At 52.1% G+C, this 20,063-nt stretch carries 17 protein-coding genes; 7 read left to right on the plus strand and 10 right to left on the minus strand.

The annotated features are described in order from the left end of the window. Positions 1 to 146 precede the first annotated feature (146 nt). The 3 genes from BOC67_RS01315 to BOC67_RS01325 are packed head-to-tail and all read right to left on the minus strand — an operon-like array spanning position 147 to position 5,354. On the minus strand, positions 147 to 2,774 hold the full coding sequence (locus BOC67_RS01315) for a sigma 54-interacting transcriptional regulator (protein WP_291906478.1): 2,628 nt from the start codon (positions 2,772 to 2,774) through the stop codon (positions 147 to 149). A 49-nt stretch (positions 2,775 to 2,823) separates the two neighbouring features. Further along, complete coding sequence (locus BOC67_RS01320) at positions 2,824 to 4,158, minus strand: ankyrin repeat domain-containing protein (protein WP_291906479.1); 1,335 nt, start codon at positions 4,156 to 4,158, stop codon at positions 2,824 to 2,826. A gap of 5 nt (positions 4,159 to 4,163) precedes the next feature. Further along, complete coding sequence (locus tag BOC67_RS01325) at positions 4,164 to 5,354, minus strand: hypothetical protein (RefSeq protein ID WP_291906480.1); 1,191 nt, start codon at positions 5,352 to 5,354, stop codon at positions 4,164 to 4,166. Between the two features lie 231 nt (positions 5,355 to 5,585). On the opposite strand from BOC67_RS01325, the gene BOC67_RS01330 reads away from it, so the two are divergent. Beyond that, the gene (locus BOC67_RS01330) at positions 5,586 to 6,332 is read left to right on the plus strand and encodes a hypothetical protein (protein ID WP_291906481.1); all 747 of its coding nucleotides are present in this window, start codon (positions 5,586 to 5,588) and stop codon (positions 6,330 to 6,332) included. A gap of 4 nt (positions 6,333 to 6,336) precedes the next feature. On the opposite strand, the gene BOC67_RS01335 is transcribed toward BOC67_RS01330, so the two are convergent. Next, on the minus strand, positions 6,337 to 7,905 hold the full coding sequence (locus BOC67_RS01335; RefSeq protein ID WP_291906482.1) for a Na+/H+ antiporter: 1,569 nt from the start codon (positions 7,903 to 7,905) through the stop codon (positions 6,337 to 6,339). Between the two features lie 280 nt (positions 7,906 to 8,185). On the opposite strand from BOC67_RS01335, the gene BOC67_RS01340 reads away from it, so the two are divergent. Then, positions 8,186 to 8,632, plus strand: a complete 447-nt coding sequence (locus BOC67_RS01340; RefSeq protein WP_291906483.1) for a cold-shock protein — start codon at positions 8,186 to 8,188, stop codon at positions 8,630 to 8,632. Positions 8,633 to 8,690: 58 nt separating this feature from the next. On the opposite strand, the gene BOC67_RS01345 is transcribed toward BOC67_RS01340, so the two are convergent. Next, positions 8,691 to 9,434 carry a hypothetical protein gene (locus tag BOC67_RS01345; protein ID WP_291906484.1) on the minus strand — a complete coding sequence of 248 codons (744 nt, stop codon included), beginning with the start codon at positions 9,432 to 9,434 and terminating at the stop codon, positions 8,691 to 8,693. 272 nt (positions 9,435 to 9,706) lie between these two features. On the opposite strand from BOC67_RS01345, the gene BOC67_RS01350 reads away from it, so the two are divergent. The 4 genes from BOC67_RS01350 to BOC67_RS01365 all read left to right on the plus strand — a co-directional run bounded on the left by BOC67_RS01350 (position 9,707) and on the right by BOC67_RS01365 (position 14,406). Then, entirely contained in the window at positions 9,707 to 12,148 is a 2,442-nt protein-coding gene (locus BOC67_RS01350) for a bifunctional YncE family protein/alkaline phosphatase family protein (protein ID WP_291906486.1), read from the plus strand. Positions 12,149 to 12,281: 133 nt separating this feature from the next. Then, positions 12,282 to 13,361: an AI-2E family transporter gene (locus BOC67_RS01355; protein WP_291906488.1), complete on the plus strand. Its 1,080-nt coding sequence runs from the start codon at positions 12,282 to 12,284 to the stop codon at positions 13,359 to 13,361. Between the two features lie 10 nt (positions 13,362 to 13,371). After that, on the plus strand, positions 13,372 to 13,848 hold the full coding sequence (locus tag BOC67_RS01360) for a hypothetical protein (protein WP_291906490.1): 477 nt from the start codon (positions 13,372 to 13,374) through the stop codon (positions 13,846 to 13,848). Positions 13,849 to 14,019: 171 nt separating this feature from the next. Next, positions 14,020 to 14,406 carry a VOC family protein gene (locus tag BOC67_RS01365; protein WP_291906491.1) on the plus strand — a complete coding sequence of 129 codons (387 nt, stop codon included), beginning with the start codon at positions 14,020 to 14,022 and terminating at the stop codon, positions 14,404 to 14,406. A gap of 6 nt (positions 14,407 to 14,412) precedes the next feature. On the opposite strand, the gene BOC67_RS01370 is transcribed toward BOC67_RS01365, so the two are convergent. From BOC67_RS01370 to BOC67_RS01380, 3 genes are read right to left on the minus strand one after another with little or no spacing between them, the layout of a single operon-like run. Further along, on the minus strand, positions 14,413 to 14,907 hold the full coding sequence (locus BOC67_RS01370) for a hypothetical protein (protein WP_291906493.1): 495 nt from the start codon (positions 14,905 to 14,907) through the stop codon (positions 14,413 to 14,415). A 44-nt stretch (positions 14,908 to 14,951) separates the two neighbouring features. Then, on the minus strand, positions 14,952 to 15,809 hold the full coding sequence (locus BOC67_RS01375; protein ID WP_291906494.1) for a chromate resistance protein ChrB domain-containing protein: 858 nt from the start codon (positions 15,807 to 15,809) through the stop codon (positions 14,952 to 14,954). A 29-nt stretch (positions 15,810 to 15,838) separates the two neighbouring features. Continuing rightward, entirely contained in the window at positions 15,839 to 16,987 is a 1,149-nt protein-coding gene (locus tag BOC67_RS01380; protein ID WP_291906496.1) for a chromate transporter, read from the minus strand. Between the two features lie 201 nt (positions 16,988 to 17,188). Here BOC67_RS01380 and BOC67_RS01385 point away from each other — a divergent pair, with 201 nt between their 5' ends. Next, positions 17,189 to 18,484 (plus strand): hypothetical protein, encoded by a 1,296-nt coding sequence (locus BOC67_RS01385; protein ID WP_291906497.1) that lies wholly within the window; start codon positions 17,189 to 17,191, stop codon positions 18,482 to 18,484. 75 nt (positions 18,485 to 18,559) lie between these two features. Here the strand turns inward: BOC67_RS01385 and BOC67_RS01390 are convergent, their stop codons facing one another. Beyond that, complete coding sequence (locus BOC67_RS01390; RefSeq protein WP_291906499.1) at positions 18,560 to 19,312, minus strand: acyl-CoA desaturase; 753 nt, start codon at positions 19,310 to 19,312, stop codon at positions 18,560 to 18,562. A 256-nt stretch (positions 19,313 to 19,568) separates the two neighbouring features. After that, positions 19,569 to 20,063: a 5-(carboxyamino)imidazole ribonucleotide mutase gene (purE, locus tag BOC67_RS01395; protein WP_291906501.1), complete on the minus strand. Its 495-nt coding sequence runs from the start codon at positions 20,061 to 20,063 to the stop codon at positions 19,569 to 19,571.

Genomic DNA, 20,063 nt, shown 5'->3' on the forward strand with positions numbered 1-20,063 from the left:
TTGATGAGTAATGCTACCTGGAAGGCCAAGCACATGCCAACTCTGTTAACGCGCTGAAAATCAGTAAAAAGGTCAAAAAGCTTGTTTAATTTTTTCACTGTATTTCGTGAAAGCACCATCCCTTTCACTAAATATGGTTAATGCGGTCAGTTAAAGTAATCGCTCTTCGTAATCTTCAGCTTTTTCATCTTTGAATGCAGCGTAGTCCCGGGAATGTCCAATACCTCCGCTGCGCTGCCTACGCCGGAGATCTTGCCGGCGCAGCGTTTCAGCGTGGCCACGATGTATGCCCGCTCTACTTCTTCCAGGGAGCGGTTGAGCAATACAGCTTCCTCCTGTGTATCCGTATGTTTGGTGCTGGGTATATCCACTTCGCTTAACGTGCCGTCCGTAGCCAGCAATACGCTTCTTTCAATCAGGTGTTCCAGCTCGCGTACATTGCCCGGCCAGGTATAGCTCCGCAGCTGTTGCATTACCCGGGGCGATATTTTTCGTATAGTCCGCCCCGTATTGCGGCTGTATTTTTTTACGAAGAAGTGGGTGAGCGCCTCTACGTCTTCCAGGCGCTCCCGCAGCGGCGGCAGCGCAATAGGAAATACATTCAGCCGGAAGTACAGGTCCGCGCGGAAGCGGCCTGCTTTTACCTCTTCTTCCAGGTTACGGTTGGTGGCCGCTATCAGGCGCACGTTGATGCGGATGACCTGCTTGCCGCCGATGCGTTCCACTTCTCTTTCCTGTATCACCCGCAACAGCTTGGCCTGCGCTTCCAGGGGCAGCTCTCCGATTTCGTCGAGGAACAGCGTGCTGTTATCCGCCAGTTCGAACTTACCGATACGCCGGTCAATAGCGCCGGTGAATGCGCCTTTTTCGTGCCCGAACAATTCACTTTCGATCAGGTGGGTAGGAAGGGCCGCACAATTTACCTTCACCATCAAATTGGCTTTTCGCGGCGAGCTATTGTGGATAGCCCGGGCAATCAGTTCCTTGCCGGTTCCCGTCTCTCCCAAAATTAAAACCGTAGTGTTGGACTCCGCCACCAGCCCCATAAGCCGGTACACCTCCTGCATGGCAGGGCCGGCGCCAATGATTTCGGAAAAATTATAGATGGTTTTTATCTGCTCCCGCAGGTAGTCGTTCTCGATTTCGAGTTGCTTTTTATATGCCATCAGTTTTTCATTTGCGAGGATGTTGGCCACCGCGATGGCGATTTGCGAGCATATGCCTTTCAGCAGCAATGGCCCCAGGGAGTCCGCCACCAGCCAGATGGTACCGATGTTTTTATCGCCCACCCGCAGCGGCAGGCCGTAGGCATTCCTCAACCCCGTGGAATGCCATAGTTTGGCATATGCCGTGCCTTTTTTCATCTCCTCCTGCACGTTGAATATCACGCCTTCCTTACTGGCCAGCACCTGCGCAGTATAAGGCTCTTGTATGGTTATCCTGTTGGCGGATAATTTTTCAAAATCCAATTTCGCTTTCACAAACAACCGCTCGTCATACATAAACACATCCATGTGTATGCCATCGTCCGCCAGCACGCGGATCATGGCCAGCTGGGTATGCATGGTTTGCGCCAGTACCTCAAAAATCGCGTGCTGCAATTCCGCCTTCGTACGCACCCGGGTAATGGCGCTGCTGAAGCCCAGCAGGAATGCCTGTTCCTCCTGCTTTTTGATCACCTGCTCGTTGGCCATGATATTGGCCAGCGCCGTGGATATCTGCGAGCAGATACCCTGCAGTAATTCAATCTTAATTTCCTGGATGTCCAGCAGGAGTATGCCCAGGTTATTTTCGCCGTTGCGCAGCCGTACGCCCACAAAATTCTCGAAGCCCATCTGCTTCCAGTAGGGGAGGTAGCCGGAGGTAATGCCACGCTGTATTTCCCGGTCCACGTTGAAGAGCAGGGGAATGGCGCTGTTGAGCACGCGGTTCTGCAAACCGTCGTTGATGGGGTACTTTGACTTCACCAATACCTGCAATGCCTTTTCATCTTTTTTCATCGCGCCGAGGTCATACACGTAGGCACTGAGGGTGGTCTTATCCTCGTTGATGCGGCGGATGACGAAGCCGCTCCGCTGGTCGAGCTTGCGTAAGGCCGCCCGGACTGCGCGGGTGAGGTCTTCCTTGGTTCTGACGGCGGCAATTTCGCTGCTGAAGTCCAGCAAAAAAGATTTTTCCTTCTCCTTATTCAGGATTTCTTCATTCTTGATGATATTGGACACGGCGCTGGAAAGCTGCGGGGCAAAGCCTTTCATGACATCCCTCAACTCGGCGGTGAAGCTGCCGGTACGGTCGGAATACAAATGGATAAAGCCCATGGGCTTCCCTTCTTTCATCAGCCGGGTCATGAGGATTTCCCGCACGCCTCCCTCGTAGTTCACCCGCAGGAAAGGCGGACTTTGGGGCAGGTCCATAATATCCGCCAGGAGGAAGGATACCGGCTCTTCGGATTGTAATACGGTTTGTATGAAGGGATCGTTCAGGGAAAAATGCGAGTGCACCATTTCCTGGTAGCGGGGGTGCGTCCGGATCGGGGACCCCTCGTTGTCCAGCAGGAAGGGCCAGTAGGTTTCATCCTTATGGTCGATCAGGGTGATGATGGTGTGGGTGAAGTAAAACAACCTCTTGATCCGGCTTTTGAAAAGGGTGATCAGGTCGTTCTTTTCCCTGATGCGGGTGATATCGTTACCCAGGTCCAGCAACAGCTTCCTTTCCTGTTCCAGGATAGCTTTTGAAGGCGTGTGCAGGACATCATGCTTAGTGGTTCTTTTCATATCGAAAAGAACCAGCTAATGATGATAAATGTTCGTTCTGGCAGGGATTTTAACCTTTCAGGATTTTTGCTTTTTCCGCGTCGAATTCCTCCTGGGAAAGTATGCCGGCATCCAGCAGCTCCTTCAGGTCCAGCAGGGCTTTTTTCTTATCCGCCATGGGGTTGTGCGCAGCGGGCGCGGGCTCCGCAGCAGCGCCTGCTTTGGGTTGGGGCGAGTTGTAGGAGAGCAGCAGCGCGGCAATTTCATTAAACCCTTTGATGGCAGCGTAGTCGATCGCCTTTTGTTCCCTGCTGTTCACCAGCGTAACATCGGCGCCCTGTTCCAGCAGGTGTTTGACGATATCCTTCTTGCCGGCGGAAGCGGCGTAATGCAGGGCGCTGTTGCCGCCTTCGTCCTGGATGTTGATGCCGGCGCCCCGTTCCAGCAGGAGTTTCACCATGCTGAGGTGGCCGTTCTTCGCCGCCACGTGGAGCAGGCTCTCGCCCCCGTTGGAATAGCTGTGGTTAAACGTAAAGGTGCTGGTGAGTGAGAGGTTATTGGCCGTTTCCACCCATTCCAGGTAACTGTTGACCACCGTTGTATTATCGGATACAGGCTGGCTGAAATTCACATCTATGCCTTTGTCCAGCAGCAGCGTCACAATTTCTTTCTGGTTGTTGGCGCAGGCATACCAGATAGGCGAGAGGCCGTTTTTGGAAGTGATGTTCACATCTGCGCCCTTCTCCACCAGGAGGTGGGTGAGCGCGCGGTTGGTATCATAGCAGGCAATCAGCAGGGCGGATTCGCCGGCATGGTTCGTATGATTGATATCCGCGTAGTTTTCCAGCAGCTGGGCAGCGATCACGGGATTTTTCGTCCTTACGGCCACCAGCAGGGGGCTGTCGCCCGCTTTATTGGTAGCGTTCACGTTAGCGCCGTTGTCCAGCAGCAGCTGCACAATATCCTTGTTGCGCCAGGCTGCGGCAATGAGCAGCGGCGTTTCCGCCTCATTGTTTTCCGCATCTGCGTTGGCGCCGTTGCGCAGCAGGGCTTCCATTACTTCCTTTTGCCCGGTGCGGGCGGTGAGGTGGAGGAGGCTGTTGCCGTTATAATCGTTGATATCCGTGCGCGCGCCTCTTTCCAGCAGGTGCAGCGCCGTTTGTTTTTGCTTTTGCAGGCAGGCGAAATAGAAAGGCGTTTCGCCGTTATGGTCCTCGTAATCCAGCGCGGCGCCTGCGTCCAGGAGCAGCTTTACGAGGTCCAGGTAGCCGTGGTGCGCGGCGTAATGCAGGGCGGTGCGGCCTTTCTCGTCCGTATAAGCGACGTCAACTTCGTTGTTGGCGAGCAATATTTCAGCGATCTTGCGTTTGCCGCTTTCGCAGGCAACTATAAAAGACATGGACATGATAACTAGACTTTATGTTTCAGGAGCAATTCCACGGCTTTGGCTTTCAGGTTGTCCTGTCCGGCCAGGTCCATGGCGCTTTGGTCACGGTCGTTGGTGATGCTGGCATCCGCGCCGTTTTCCAGTAAGAGTTTAACTTTTTTATAGAGCTGTTGCGCCGCTTTTTGCTCGTAGTTCACGTTAAATGCGCAGACTTTATGCAGCAGGGTATTGCCGGCATCGTCCCGTCTGTCCAGGTCGATAGCGCCTGTTTCCAATATGCCTGCCAGCATCTCCGCGGGGTATTCCGCCACCCAGTCCAATGCGGCCTTCGGCGTGTTATAGTAGGGAGCGGTTTGATAGATATCCGCTCCGTCGTTTACCAGGGCTTTAATTAATTCCACTTCGCCTTCCGATGCCCTGCCACGCATGCGCAGCGCGCCGCAGATCAGGGTTTCGCCGGCTTTATTCGCCTGGTTGAAATCCGCCGGCGCATATTGGGCCAGCTTACGATACATGGCCACATCGCATACGCTGTGTACGATGGCGGTATAAAATGCGGATTCCTCATTTTTGCCGGGCTGGTTAGGGTCAGCGCCACGTTCCAGCAGGAGGTCCAGGTATTTCATTTTGCGGTTGCCTACCACAATATGCAGGGGCGTTTCTTTCACGATGTTCCCGTCGTTGGGGTCAATTCCCTGATCCATCAGGTATTCCAGGTATTTCACGCCGGTATCTTCCTTGATGTTGAACTCCCGGGTGATATGGAACAGGTAGTTTTCCTCATAATTATTTTTGTACCGGGGATCGCAGCCGGCATCTACCAGGACCGCAATGGCCTCTGCCGGCACATTGAGCGTGAAAGCCAGCAGCAGCAAGGTATTATTGTTAACGGCATCGTTGATGTTATCGAACTTTCGAATGAACTTATCCAGGAAGTCCAATGCTTCCGGTTCGTTGGCGATATACCTGAAAACGCTTTCAAAGACGGACCTGTCCAGCGATTCATACTCATAGAGGTCGGTATTGATGCTGCCATTATCCGCCAGCGCCAGCAGCAATTCGTATTGTTTGGCACGGGCTAACTGATCGTAGATGTATCGCTTATCATGATCGGCAAGGTCGCTTGATAATTTTTCCTTCTGCTGTATGCGTTCCATGGCGTCGGACCATTGGCTCTTCCTGAGTGCATCTGCCAGGTTATTCGTAGCTGTCATGTTCCTTAAAGATATGTGGGTTAAGTATTTCCGGGCATTGCCCGGGGCTTCAAATGTAAGGGATAAATATAAAACTCCAATAGCGTCGCGGATAAATCCCTGGTTTCAGGGAGAAGTGTTTTACGCTGCCGGATAACTTTTCGTTTTTCCAAAAATTTGTAATTTAGGTCATGGTTGTTCCCTCGCTCAGAAGTATGATCAACAGTAACACCTATTACAAACCGTATTTTTATGGGATTCCTGAAAAAACTATTTGGAAAAGCCGAACCCGCTGCTCCTGCTAAAGAAATTGAAAAAGATATTGTACCTGTTTACCCGATGATCAAGGATTCCCGCTGGCAGGGGATGCCCCATGTGGTGCATTATCCGTTTGTGCGTAACGGTGACCTGGATTTGGACATTGTTTTTGCGCAGGATGCCGGCGACCGTTTTGAATACATCCGGCCGGCAGACCTGGAAAATCCTGCCATCAAAGCGAATTTCGACAAGTGGAAGGAAAACATCGATCACTATCCTTATGAATTCATACAGCCGGATGTGTTTCACGGTAAAGTGGCCGTGGCGGAAGGGTTGGATCATTCTTCCGAAAAGATGCTCTGCTCCGCGTTCCTGTCGGAGGCCTGCAAGTTGCTGAACACGGATAAGCTGATTATTTCCGCTACCCGCAGGAGGTTTTTGATGATGACGAGTTATTATGGCGACTTCCAGACGCTTGAAAGCTTCTTCCTCTATCACTTCAGCGATTTCCGCAATGAGCAGTCAGGCAATGAAGTCATCACGGAAATGGTGTTTGTGGCGGAGGCCAGCCGGGTGCTGTACGCCGTGCCGCTGGGCTTCCGCATGAACGTCTATGAAAAGGACGGAGAAACAAGGCTTGTTTATTCCACCATGGAGGACCTCTATGATGAGGAAGGCCAGCTTAACTTCCGGCGATTGATTGAAAATAAAAAGACGCCGGTATTATACCCGGCGCCCTGATGTATTAACTGAATTTTAATTTTTCTTCTTCGAGATCCAGCTTCGTTAAATATTTACGGATTAGCTCCTCGTCGTAACGTTTGTCCGCCGTGTTTTGCGCCAGCAGCCAGGCGCGCTGACTATTGATGATTTCGAAGGATTCGGATTTGGAGAGGCGGTGCAGTTCCTCGTTGCTGGCCTGCAACAGGCTGTTCCATCTGTCCTGCACCTGCCGGAGGTGATTGTCGGACTGGAGGCGCTCCCCGAAACGGGTTTCGATGAAGTGGAGGGTATGGTCCGCCAATCCTTTCCGGATCAGGGCTTCCGCTTCCCGCTCCGGTATAAAATCATCGTAGGTGGGCAACCCTAGTTTCCTGATCAGAATGGGCAGCGTAAGGCCCTGTAAAAGCAGGGTTACCAGTATAACTATAAAGGTGATGAAGAGAATCAGGTTGCGCTGCGGGAACGGCGCCCCGTGAAGGCTGACGGGGATACTGAGGGCAGCTGCCAGGGATACCACTCCTCTCATACCGGTCCACCCGATAACCAGCGGGACTTTCAGCCCGGGACTCCGGGTATCCGCCACCGTTATAAAATTCTTAGCGATCAGGGTAACGATCACCGCGCCATAGGCGGCCAATATCCTGCCAACGATCAGTACTGCCGTTACCAGCAGGCCGTACCCGATGGCCTTCATGAGGCTGACGTTTTCCAGTCCGCTGGTGATCTCCGGCAAATCCAGCCCAATGAGCAGGAACACCAGCCCGTTCAGCACAAACACAATGCTTTGCCATACGTTCACGCCGCGGAGCCGCGAGGTATTGCTGAGGAAGGAGTGCCGCTTGTTGGACATGAGCAGGCCGCCGCAAACCACGGCCAGCACGCCGGAGCTATGCGCCTCCTCCGCCACCATGTAGATGACGTAAGGGGTGATGATGGTGATAATCGTATCCATATTGGCATCCGTAGGCAGGCGCTTCTGCGCCTCAATCATCAGCCAGGCAATGAGCAACCCGATGCCGATGCCGCCCACGATCATCCAGGCAAAGCTGCCCAGGGCCTGGTACCAGATAAACTGGCCTGTGCTCAGGGCAATGAAGGCAAAGCGGAAAATGATGAGGGAAGAAGCGTCGTTCAGTAAGCTTTCCCCTTCCAGTATGGTGGACATGCGTTTGGGCACATCCACAAACTTCAGGATAGCGCTGGCGCTCACCGCATCCGGCGGGGAAACGATGCCGCCCAGCAGGAAGCCCAATGCCAGCGAAAACCCAGGTATGAAGTGGTTGGCTACAAAAGCCACGCTCATTGCGGAAAGGAACACCACTACAAAAGCAAAGCTGCCAACGATGCGGCGCCACCGCCACAACTCCCTCCAGGAAATAGCCCAGGCAGCCTCGTACAACAGGGGCGGAAGGAAGATGACGAAGATCAATTCAGGGTCCATACGGAGCATGGGCACCCCGGGTATTAAGCTCAGCGCCAGGCCTGCCAATACGAGCAACACCGGGTAGGCTAATTTCAGCTTATTGGCCAGCATGATAATGCCAATAATGATAACAATCAGGGTGAGATAAAAAGAAAACTGAGGTATCATCTCTCGAATATTAATGGGTTTTTCTCCGGCAAAATCCTAAGTTAAAGAAATCAAGGAATATCCTGTATTTGCCGGGATTCAAATTTAATACGCTGTAATTCGTTTTTTAAGCCTATCTTTATTGAAATACATCAGGCTCCTGCCTCGGCTTCTTCTGATCTAGTCTGGATTTCTTCTTTTCTTCCTCAGTCTTCGCTTTTCCAGCTGCCGTATTTAAACGCTTTACTACTCACAAATTTCGTATGGTGCAATATTGCGATATAACTAAAACCAGGTAACTATGGGAGAATCCTTCTCAAAAAAAGAAAACAGAAATAAGAAAGCCAAAGCCAAAGAAAACAAGGCCGCAAAAAAGCAGGAACGTAAGCTGAACAACAACAAGGGCAAAAGCCTGGAAGATATGCTCGCTTATGTGGACGAATACGGGAACCTCAGCGCTACGCCGCCGGACCAGTCCAACAAGGTGGAAATTGATTCGAAAGACATCCGCATCGGCGCTGCGCCAAGGCCCGAAGAAGACCCTGTGCGTACCGGGATGGTGACTTTCTACAATCCTACCAAAGGTTTTGGATTTATTTCTGACGATTCATCCAGGGAGGACATATTCTTTCATATGAACGACTTAGCAATGCCTGTAAAGGAAAAAGATAAGGTCTCGTTTTTGCGCGACAGAAATGCAAAAGGCTACTTTGCCAAAGAGATCAAGCGAATCGATAAGCGGGGATAATCCCTTCCGATATAACCGGTAAAAGAGGATGCAGCCACAGGCCGCATCCTCTTTTGCTTTATTGCGGCAGCAATACGTTTTTCTTCTGCCCCTTGTCGTCAATGACTTCAATTTTTGGATTACCATCCTTGTCCACATAAATATTCATACGTGGCTTACCGTTGGCATCGCGGAGGAAGAGGCCTGCATCGCTGTTCACCGTCCTGCCGATCAGGAGACGTCTTTTAGCGCCTGCTTTGGCCCAGAATTCGGCCAGTTTCGCTTCGCGCTCCTTAGGGTCCTGTATCTTTGCCAGTTCTTCGCTTTTGGCAACTTTTTCATAGAGGTTGCTACCCAGCGGGTATTCGTTCACCATGAGGCCACGGAAAATTTCTGCTTTACCTTTTTCGTAGGTTTCATCGTTCAGGATCTGTATCACCTGGTCGTCCCGGTAATTGTCCATCGTGAAGGACATCCCGTGGTTTACCTGGCCGTCCTTATCTGTGGTGGCAGCCACGATCCCGCCGCATTCATCCCCTCTGTTGGTGAAGAAGATGATGCCCGCAGGCCTTTCCCGCTGCTTGAAGTCTTTCCCGTCCATTCTGCCGGAGTGCTGGCGCGTTTCGTTACTGAGTACTATTCTCGGCTGATTGTCCTCACCGATTACGGTAATGCGTTTAACGGTGAGTTCATCTGCTGTCAGGGTCTTGTCTTTCCCCGCAAAAGAGGAGAGGAGGAATACCATACATACGGCAGTACTGATCACTGCATAGTACATTAAGAAGTTCACTTTACGTTTCAACGATTTGTCTGTCTGTTGCATAGTGTTGATTTGGTATGATAGGATTTTTTTGGTTGACACGGGTTAAGAATGCCGGGGCCAAATGTAGGGCTAAAAAAGTACACGGCGCCATGGGCTACAGGAATTTCGGCAAAAGGCATGATTCCACCGGTGAATATTCCACCTGACCTGCTTCCAAAATTGTATTATTTTTAAGTAAGCCGGTTTAACAATAAGATAATATAGCAGCGGCAAATCCTTTACCGGTTTGATTACTTTCGCATTTCTATTGCGCCAAGAGCATATTACATCGTATGAAATCATCAGTTCTACTGCTGTCGATGCTATCCATAGCCGGATTCAGCACATTTGCACAAACGCCGGGATTGCAGCCGGCCACCAAACAGCTTCTGCTTCCCAACGGCTGGAAGCTTAGTCCTGCCGGGCATTCCATCCCCCTGGGCGATCTCCCGTTAAACATCCAGCTGAGCAGCTCCGGTAAATACCTGGCTGTTACCAATAACGGGCAAAGCACGCAAACTATCCAGTTGATCGATCCCGCAAAGGAAACCGTCCTGGACAGCGTGGTGGTAGGCAAAGCCTGGTACGGACTCGCCTTTACCAAAGATGAAAAGCATTTGTACGCCTCCGGGGCCAACGACAACTGGATCCTGAATTTCCCCATTGCCGGCGGCAAGCTCGGAAAGGCGGACACCATCCGCCTCGGCAAGCCATGGCCGGCGCAAAAGATCAGCCCGGCCGGCATTGCGGTTAACCAAAAAAATACCCGTTTATATACCGTCACCAAGGAGGACAGCGCGGTGTACATCCTGGACCCTGCTTCCAAACAGGTACTGCACCGCATCCAGCTGCCGGACATTGCCTACAGCTGCGTACTGTCCCCGGATGAAAGCAAGCTGTATGTGAGCGTATGGGGCGCAGCCAGCCTAGTGGTCATCCATACCGCCACGGCTGCGATTACGGAAACCATTGCCGTTGGCAACCACCCCAATGAGCTGCTCCTGAATAAAAAAGGAACGGTGTTGTATGTGGCTAACGCTAACGACAATACGGTGTCCGTCATCAATACCAATACCGGCAAGGTAATAGAAACCATTTCCGCCACGCTTTATCCTACCCAGCTCAGCGGCTCCACTACCAACGGCCTGGCGCTGAGCAGGGATGAGAAGGTACTGTATATCGCCAACGCAGATAACAACTGCCTCAGCGTGTTTAATACGAGCGTTCCCGGCCACAGTCAAAGCATGGGCTTTATACCGGTGGGCTGGTATCCTACGAGCGTGAAGGTATTGCGCTCGAAAATACTGGTGGCTAACGGGAAAGGCAACACGTCGTTACCAAACCCGCTGGGCCCGCAGCCGGTGAGTAAGCTGGATAACAGCGGCATTCATACCGGCAGCACGGCCAACAGCCGCCTGCAGTACATCGCCGGCCTCTTCAAAGGCTCGCTGTCGTTTATTGACGCGCCTAAGGAGGAACAACTTAAATCGTACACCCGCCAGGTTTATGCCAATACGCCTTTCTCCGATAAAAAGGCCCTGCTGGCGGATGGGGAAGCGGGTAACCCGGTTCCGAGGAAACTGGGGGATACTTCTCCCATCAAATACGTGTTTTATATCATCAAGGAAAACCGTACGTACGACCAGGTGCTGGGCGACCTGCCCCAGGGCAACGGGGACTCTTCCCTGACCTTGTTTGGCAGGCATATCACGCCGAACCACCACGCTTTTGCGGAGGACTTTGTACTGCTGGATAATTTTTACGTGGATGCGGAAGTGAGCGCGGACGGGCACAATTGGAGCATGGCCGCCTATGCCACCGATGTGGTGGAAAAAACCTGGCCTACCACCTACGGTAACCGTGGCGGTACTACCAGCTACGAAGGAGGCCGGCCGGTGACCTATCCGAAGGATGGCTTCATCTGGGATTACTGCCAGCGCGCAGGCATCAGCTTCCGCAGCTACGGGGAATTCGGGTCCTACAACAAAGCCAGCCTGAAAACATTGCAGGGGCATATGTCGCCCTACTCCCCGGGATTTGATATGGACATCAAGGACCAGGTGCGTGTAGACGCCTGGCAGCACGATTTCGACTCCCTGCTGGCCATTAACCAGGTGCCGCAATTCAGCACCATCCGCATTTCCAACGATCATACGAGCGGGCAGCGCAAGGGCAAGTATTCCCCGCGGGCAGCCGTAGCGGATAACGACCTGGCTGTAGGCCGCCTGCTGGACCACCTTTCCCACAGCCCTATCTGGAAGGAGTCCGTCGTTTTCATCCTGGAAGACGATGCGCAGAACGGCCCTGATCATGTGGATGCGCACCGTTCCCCGGCATTTGTAATAGGCCCTTATGTAAAGCGGAAAGCAGTGGTGCATACCATGTACTCCACCTCCGGCTTCCTGCGTACCATGGAGCTGATCCTGGGGTTGCCGCCCATGAGCCAGTACGACGCTGCCGCCATGCCTTTGTACGAATGCTTCACCGCAACGCCTGATTTTACGCCTTACACGGTGAAACCCGCGCAGGTGGACCTGGAAGAGCGTAACGTAGCCGTAAACGAAAGCAGCAGGAAGTCGGAAAAATACGACCTCACCAAAGAAGACGCCGCGCCGGACCTGGAGCTGAACGAGGTGATCTGGAAATACTTCAAAGGAGAAGAGGCCATCATGCCTGCGCCTAAACGAAGCGCTTTCGTGATCCTGGAAAAAAAGAAGAAAGACGATGACGATTGATGGATCTTGCGGCCAATAAAAAATAATTGCAGCCCAATGCGCCTCCCGGTGTCATTGGGCTTTTTTTTAGCGCCGCCCCGCGCGGAAGATGCCTGATAAGTAGTAAATTCAGTACACCGAAAAAGTATATCTTATGAATGCGCATTTTCGTCAGGGCTCCCGGAATCTGATAGAAACGATCCTGGTGTTGCTCCTCCTGTTAGGCTTGCTGCTGGCTCTTTACCACGTACTGCATATTTTTTTCGGGGTACTCACTTTTGCCCTGATCTTTTCCGTATCATTTCATGGGCTGTTTGAAAGAATGGTTGCGGGTATGGGCGGCCGGCGCACGCTGGTGGCCGTGTTGTATGCGGTCATACTCGTAGCGGTGATCGCACTCCCGGTAACGTTTATCATCAGCGCCATCAGTTCGCACATGCGGGAAATCGTGGAGTGGATCAACGATACCCGGCAAAACGGGCTGCCGCCGCTGCCTGACTGGCTGGTGAAGCTGCCGTACATTGGGCCGGACATACACGCTTACTGGCAGAGCCTGCGGGAGAGCCCGCATGCGACGCTCAGCGGCCATGAACGCCAGGTAGGCATCGTGGTGAAACACGTGGTGAGCAGCGGCGCGGAAATTATTGGCGCTGCCCTGCAACTGATCATCGGCATTATCGTTTCCGCCTTCCTGCTGGTAGGAGGGGAAAATGCCGTGCGGCCTTTCCGGCTTGCCATACAGCACCTGCTGGGTAAAAAGGACGGGCAGGACCTCCTGGATGCCACCATCATGGCGGTCAAAGGCGTATCCATTGGCGTGATGGGCACGGCTTTCATTACCGGCCTTATATCCTGGATTGGTTTTGCCATCGGCGGAGTACCGTTCGCGTTAGGCTTATCCGCACTGGTATTTTTCGTGGTATTGATACAGATAGGCCCGTTGCTGATCTGGATTCCGGTGATCGTCTGGATGGCCACGCAGGGGCATACCGGCGTGACCCTGTTCCTCATCATCTACGGCGCGGCGCTGCAAATAGGGGAAGCTATCCTGAAGCCGCTGCTGATAGCGAAGAGCGGCAAGCTGCCTTTTTTGATCCTGTTCCTGGGCGTAGTGGGCGGCCTCGCTGCCTGGGGCTTTACGGGAATTTTCAAAGGCGCCATCATAATGGCCGTATTCTATACTATCTTTAACTCCTGGCTGGCGGCCAAAAGTGAGCCCCGGCCCGTAGAATAACCGGATATATATGAAGTCAGCATCTGTCAGTGATATCAAGAAGGAGTTGAAGACCTTACCGCATGAAAGCCTCGTGGCCGTCTGCCTGCGCCTGGCGAAATTCAAAGTTGACAACAAGGAATTACTGACCTACCTGTTATTTGAGGCGGACGACCTGCCTGGCTACGTAGCCGCCGTGAAAGCGGAAATCGACGAAGCCTTCGCGGAGATCAACCGGGAAAAATCCTATCCCGCCAGGAAGAAATTGAGAAAGATCATCCGTATAACGAACAAGTATATACGTTATGTGGGAGATAAGGAAACCGAGGCGGACCTGTTGCTGTACATCTGCCGGCAGATGAAGGAAGCCGCGATGGTCAGCAAGCGTAATGTGCAGTTATTGAATATCTACATGCAGCTGCTGAAGAAGGCCGTCAAGGCGATTGACACCTTGCACGAGGACCTCCAGTACGAGTATATCCGGATCGTAAATAGTTTGGATGTTTAGGCAGAAGGCCCGGTTTAATTACCGCCCAGGCCGGGACCATGCGCCCCGCGGCATTAAATCTCTCCCCCAAAAAAATAAATTGACGTAATTCCCCCTCAGAATTACGCATCCGGCCACCATGGCACTGTGGCGGATCATTTATTTTTGAAGCGTAAACAAAAAACTACGTTTATGAAAGTAAAAAAGATATGGGGCAATTTCCCGGTAAGCGACCTGGATCGTACCACGCAATTCTACAAAGCGCTTGGGTTTAAACATAATGGCGCATCGGAGCAGCTGACGAGTTTTTTCTTCGGGGAAGAAAATTTCATCCTGCATTTCTTCCTGGCGGATGTGCTGGGCCCCGCTATGAAAGGGCCGATAGCCGATGTTGCCGCCGGCAATGAAATTATTTTCACGCTTTCTTTTGAAACGAGGGAAGAGGTGGACGCTTGCGAAAAAGAAATCCTGGATGCCGGCGGTACCATCGTTTCCAGGCCGGAGCTGGTGCAGGGAAAATATTACGGTTTTGTATTTGCCGACCCCGATGGCCATAAGTACAATGTGTTTCAAATGTAACCCGCATCAGAAGGTAACGCCCACCTGCAAGCCTACTCCAACGGTGGCGGCTATATTATTTCCGAACCGCGCGGGAAAGGGAACGGCTACAAAATAGCCATGGTCCTTCCTTTTGAAGACCGCTTTGTTTAACACCGGCGTAAAGCCGTATCTGCCGCTGGTTTCAAAGGCAAGGCGGTTGGCGAGCGTAAACCCTTTGCCGAGCGATACGAGCAGGCCGGGATGGAACAGGAAATTACTCATCTTACTGGCGCCGCCGGAAGCCGTAATGGTGGGCACTACTTCGAACGAAAACCCGATCCGGTGGCTTTTCCAGATGTTTATACCGGTGGGCAGGCCTCCCGTGTAGGAACCGTTGAAATTGTACTTCGGTTCCCCGTTGCCAAATGTGACGATGGGATGGAAGATGCCTACGTATCCCGTGATTTTAGGAAAAGATTTTTCCTGGGAGAAGGCGTGAAAGTGCAGTAGTAGTAAAACGATGATGATGCTATTTTTCATAATCGCAATGCTACTGATTACCGCCTGCCGGAAATAGGACGGAATTAACTGCTGGTATGGTTTTTACCTTTTTTCAAACTTTTTTTATAATCGGATGGCGTGGTACCGGTATGTATGCGGAAGATGCGGGTAAAATGGCTCTGGTCCGAAAAGCCGGTGAGGTAAGCAATTTCCGTCAGCGAATAGGCCGAGTTCCGGATCAGTTCCATGGCCTTGTCGATGCGCATTTTGCGCACGTAATCGCCATAGCTCATGTTATCGAAATATTTGGAGAATTCGCGCGAGAGATAGGCCGGGTTGAGGTCCAGTTCCCTGGAAATGTCCTTCAGGCTGGCGTTAAGATAGGTATCTGCCTGGTCCTGCAGGAGGGCTTTCAGCTCCATGGCCCATTGCGGCGTCTTCTTGTGCTTCCTGCCCAGGTATTGCTGCAAAACGGCCAGCAGCATCTGTTCCGCCGGGCCTGCCTGGGTATGTTTGTGTTGGTAGAGGTGCGTGGCCCAGCTATAGAGGCCGTCGTAAATCACCATGCCGAGGTCCAGCAAAGCCTGATCATCCGGGATGTTGTAGGCCAGCCCGGAGAAGATGGCTTCCAGTCCGGCCGCCTGCGGCGCAAAGTCGTGCCGGTCTGTATCCGCTCCGCGTACAATCGCCGCGAGCCGCTCCAGCGCCGGATCCTTCAACTCATGTTTCAGCAGGAAATAATCAAAAGTACAGCGGTCCTCGTAATGAGAATACTCCACGCCGGGGATGTCAAAAGGCGTGGCCTGCAGCGCTGCCGCCTGTTCCCGCACCTGTTCAAAAGGCACGAAGTAAAATTCCGCCTCCGGATCAATAAATCGCTTTATCAGCCAGGGGCAAGCGATGCGGTCAATTTTAGGCCGTTCGCGGGTAATCCATTTCATAGCGCCTGTTTGGCCGCAAGATAAAATATTTACGGGAGGAAGTATTTAATGGCGATACCTGCCAGCGCGGCGGCAAGGATAATAAGGGGTTCGGGGAGATGTTTGAGTCGCCACAGGAGCAGGGCCACGATAACGGCAATGGCTATGGTATAACCATCCGTGAGCGACCTTTGCGCCAGCACGATCACCGCTCCTGTAATAGCGCCGATAGCCGCAGCCGTTATACCATCCACAAACGTTTTAATACCGGGGTTTTTCCCGTATTTCCGGAAGAAGGGGGCCGGCAGTACCGTGAAGAGGTAGCAGGGGAAGAAGGTGGCGAAAGCCGCGACCGCAGCGCCGGAGAGGCCGGCGGATAAATACCCGATGAAGCCCACGGTGATTACAACGGGGCCGGGCGTGATCATGGCTACGGCCACTGCGTCCATAAACTGGTGTTCGTTCAGCCAGCCGTATTCCTTTACCACGCCGCCATAGAGGAACGGGACGATGGCCAGGCCACTGCCGAAAACAAACGCGCCTGCCTTGAGGTAAAACCAAAAGATATCCCAGAGTTTACCGTGATGGCTCGTGAGCAGCACCGGCAGGAGGAAGCTGTTGGCCACTTTCCGGCTTTTGGCCGCCAGCAGGCTGCGCCCGTGTTTATACAGCCAGTAGCCGATGCCGGCCAGGAGGAACAGCAGTACGTTTTCCGATGCCGTGATGGCCGTATAGGCGGCGGCGCCCGCGCAGATGAGTATCAGGGGAATGTTTGCGCCGATGGATTTTTTGATCAGTTTATAACTGCTGGTACTGATGATGCCGATCACCGCTGCGCCTACGCCGTAGAATACGGCCTGCATCAGCGGAATGCCCTGCCAGCGGGTATAGCAGTACCCCAGCACTATCACCATCAGAAAGGACGGCAGCACAAAGGCCAGGCCTGCGAGGGTGGCGCCCAGCAGGCGGTAATGCACATAGCCGAGGTAGATGCCCAGCTGCGCAGCGAGCGGGCCGGGGGCGAGTTGTGCCAGTGCCAGGCCTTCCTTATAATCTTCTTCGGTGATCCATTTTTTATTTTCCACGAGGTCCCGGTGCATATAACCCGCCAGCGCCACGGGGCCGCCAAAGCCCCATGTGCCCAGTTTCAGGAAATAGAGGACCAACTGCCGGAGCGTATAATTTGCTGGTTGCGTCATATACGCAAGTTGGGAAAGTTCCGGGTGCGGAAATAGAATAGAAATAACCGTTTGGTAGGTTATTTACCTGCGCGCGTAAAAAAGTTAGCCTAAAAGTGGTTACTTTTGGCCTGCTTTTTAGGATAACGTTGAAAAAAAAAGCATATAACCCGTATCTCATGCGCTTTTGAGATAGCCATTTGTTTAGAAAAAACCGACTTCATGCGAATTTCATTAAAGCCCGTATTCTTCCTGCTTTTGCCCTTAGCCAGTGTTGCACAAAAAACCGTTGTTCCCGGCAGTGCGGATATTAAAACCAACCGGCTGAAACCCGGCAAATCCTTGTACACCATCTATTACGTGAAGGATAACAACTGGACGAAAAAAGGAACCTATGTGAATGACCTCACGATTACCGGCGACGAATTGAGGCTGGCAGTGGATTACAAGGACGATAAGGATGCCTGGTACCGCAACCGGACTTCCGTAGCCGATCCAAAAACGCTGGCCCCTGTGAGTTATAGGACCAAAAGCCTGAAAAACTCGCTGGAACTGCGATTTGGCAATCCTATCACCGGTAAGTACCAGTATGTGAACGGCGATAAGGACAAGCCGGTGAGCATCAAATCCACCCAGCAGTTTGTGGATTTCAACGTAGCGGAGCTGCTGTTTACCACCCTGCCGCTGGACGTGGGTTACAAGGCAACCGTGCCGGAGTTTTACCTGGGGAATAGTCCGGATAGCGTTGTATCCAACTACATCATCAGGGACGTGAAAAGTTACGTTCACCGTTCGCCTAAAACAGGCAACCACGAAAGCTGGCTGGTGAACGTGCTGGAAGAGGAGAGCGGCGCGGTGTACACTTACGTCATCGATAAGAAGGACCACCGGATATGGCAGCGGGAAATGCCCGTGGGTGGCGGCACCATGGAGATTTGCGTGAACGAGGAGCTGGACTACCGGCCTATAGAAAGCAATTTTGATAAGGCGGAAAACCTGAGGAAGCTGGAGCAGGGCAACAGCGTGATCACGGGTACGGCATTCGCCAGGGATCATGGGAATAGTCGCCTGCAGGTGGTGAATATCAACCGCGCGCAATTTGCGCCGAGAGGCACGGTGGTGTCCATCCTGCCGAATTCCGCCTACATCGAGGAATGGAAGGAAGTGAACCGCAAGATCCGGAAAGGGAAGAAGCTGCCGGAGGTGCCAATTGATCCTAACGTTGCCGCCTGTGTGAAAACGACTAAAGTGTATGATGACAAAGGGCATTTTGAGTTTACGAACCTGATGCCGGGCGAGTATATTTTGTTTACCAGCTTCGGCTACACGCACCAGTATTCCTACCAGTATTATGCGGGCACCAATTACCTGATGCACCCGAGCGGCGCGGTTTTATCGTCCAGCAACGTGTACAATACGGCCAATGCAGCTACCGGCGCTACTGCGCAGATAGAAATGAAAGTGACGATTAAGAAGGATGGCGATAAAGTGGATGTGAACCTGAAGGATGTGCGATAGGGAAACTGATATTGAAAAGCCCTCCACCTGTTGCAGGTGGAGGGCTTTTTTATTTTAGGGAAAGATTTAACTGCGTCAGGCGGCGGCCAACCGGTTTTTCGGCAGTTGCACTACCTTAATAATCCGCAGCCACGCCAGTCCTTTAATGATCAAGTACGAGGGGTCTATTTCGAACCACCGTTTCCCGAAATTGACAGAGGACGGGTGTTTGTGGTGGTTGTTATGATACGACTCGCCTAACATCAACACATCTACGAAAAGCAGGTTCATGGCGGTATTTCTCAGTTTGAAATTAATATAACCGTATTTATGTGCAAACCAGTTGACGATAGCGCCGTGAAAAGCGCCCATGGATACAACGATTGGCAGCAGCAGGTATTGCCATGGACTGGTGGCGAAGAAAGCGAAGAACAGCACGTAAGCCGCTACCCATAACAACCGGGAAACGGTGCTGTTGGCGAACTTGTCGAAGCCAGCCCAGGTGGGGAGGTTCTTGGTGTAGCGCGGGTCTATATCAACCCTGTCGTGCAGGATATCCTGGTAAGCGGTACGGGTACTCCACATCATGGAAAAGATGTTGGAGGAATTGGAAGGCGAATGCGGGTCCAGTTCTGTATCCGTATGCGCATGATGGAGCCGGTGCATGATGCCGTATGCACGGGGACTCATATACGAAGATCCTTGTGTGATATATGTGAAAATGAAAAAGAATTTCTCCCATCCTTTGTGCATGGTAAACGCGCCGTGGGCGGCATAGCGGTGCTGGAAGAAGGTTTGAGAAAATAACGAGAGGTACCAGATGGCGGCAAAGAAAATGAATATGACCATATTTGAAATTTTGTAGAAGCGAGGAATAAATCTCAAATATGCCCGAAGAATAATTGAAAATATAAAGCGCTATCTGTTAGTGTGGGTTTGAATTTTTTTAAAAATAGGTAATTATATGTTAAGGAAGTGGTAAAGGTGGATTTGGTGTGTGTGATGGGAGGATTTGAGAGGTTGTTATATGGTATATAGCGGCATCATTGTAAAAAAAAAGCCTCACCGGAGAGGCAAGGCTTATTGTTTTTTATGTTGTGCAGGATTAGAATTGTTCCAGCGTTTCGTTTTGTTTATTGACCTTTTCAAAGTTTTCCTTTTTGAAATCGGCCAGTTTTTGACGCAGTTCGCTGTTGCTGGTGCCCAGGATCTGCACGGCCAGCAGGCCTGCGTTTTGCGCGTTATTTACGCCTACGGTTGCAACGGGAACGCCGCCGGGCATCTGCACGATGGAGAGGAGGGAATCCCAGCCATCGAGGGAGTTGGAGGATTTCACCGGTACGCCGATGACAGGCAAAGTGGTGATAGCGGCAACCATGCCCGGGAGGTGCGCTGCGCCGCCGGCTCCTGCGATGATGATCTTTAAGCCACGGGATTCAGCTTCGGTGGCGTACTCAAACATTTTTTGCGGCGTGCGGTGTGCGGACACAACAGTAAATTCGTAGCCTATGTCAAACTTCTTTAATACTTCAATTGCCTGACGCATGATAGGCGCATCGGAACTACTGCCCATGATAATGCCTACTTCTACCTGTTTCAT

Origin of the sequence: Chitinophaga sp. CB10, assembly GCA_001870995.2 — a bacterium.
Classification (GTDB): Bacteria; Bacteroidota; Bacteroidia; order Chitinophagales; family Chitinophagaceae; genus Chitinophaga.